Source organism: Vibrio mimicus CAIM 602, from assembly GCF_000338875.1.
Lineage (GTDB): Bacteria > Pseudomonadota > Gammaproteobacteria > Enterobacterales > Vibrionaceae > Vibrio > Vibrio mimicus.
This window is the reverse complement of the sequence record NZ_AOMO01000117.1, coordinates 1-607: the sequence shown is the minus strand read 5'-3', so window position 1 is coordinate 607 and position 607 is coordinate 1. Positions and strand designations below refer to the sequence as shown.

Genomic DNA, 607 nt, shown 5'->3' with positions numbered 1-607 from the left:
ATTGGGACTGGAAACGCCGCGCGTTGACAGTCCCTCTTGAGGCGTTTGTTATGCTTAAGTTTCAACACTTTACATTTAAACCAATTCAAGAATAACTCACTGAAATCATTGACCAAACTTCGAATTTCCTTGAATTAGAACTGGCTCAACTTTTACCTATAAACTGACCAATGTAGGCTTTCATTTAGCAACTAGGTCAATGTGGAAACCCTCTCCGACAAACCAACTCACCACGCATGGGAAAAATAATTCAATGAGGCAATGACGCTGAAACTTAAAGCGACAAACACATTGCTGTTTCATTAGGCAGCGAAAAACAATGCTCAATTGCCGACAGACTTTCAGCCTATAAATAAAGGCACCAAACTACTCAAAGCGACTTGAGAGAGCCAAACTCACCTCGCGCAGACTCAACAACCCAATGAGGCAATCACTCAGAAGTTACAGCGCCAGATACATTGCCGCTTCGTTAGGCAGCGACAAACAATATTGAATTGCCGACAAAACCTAAACGAAATGCTAAAGGAATCGACAACCACAACCTGCTGATTTTTATGGATTAAGCATAACGCCCGCCTAAGGGGCTGGCAACGCATTACAACAAAAC

1 pseudogene is annotated in these 607 nt (G+C 42.7%); it reads right to left on the bottom strand.

The window, feature by feature from the left end:
• Window positions 1–180: 180 nt before the first annotated feature.
• Window positions 181–399 (bottom strand): annotated as a pseudogene (locus D908_RS0120150) (DUF3709 domain-containing protein).
• Between the last annotated feature and the right edge of the window lie 208 nt (window positions 400–607).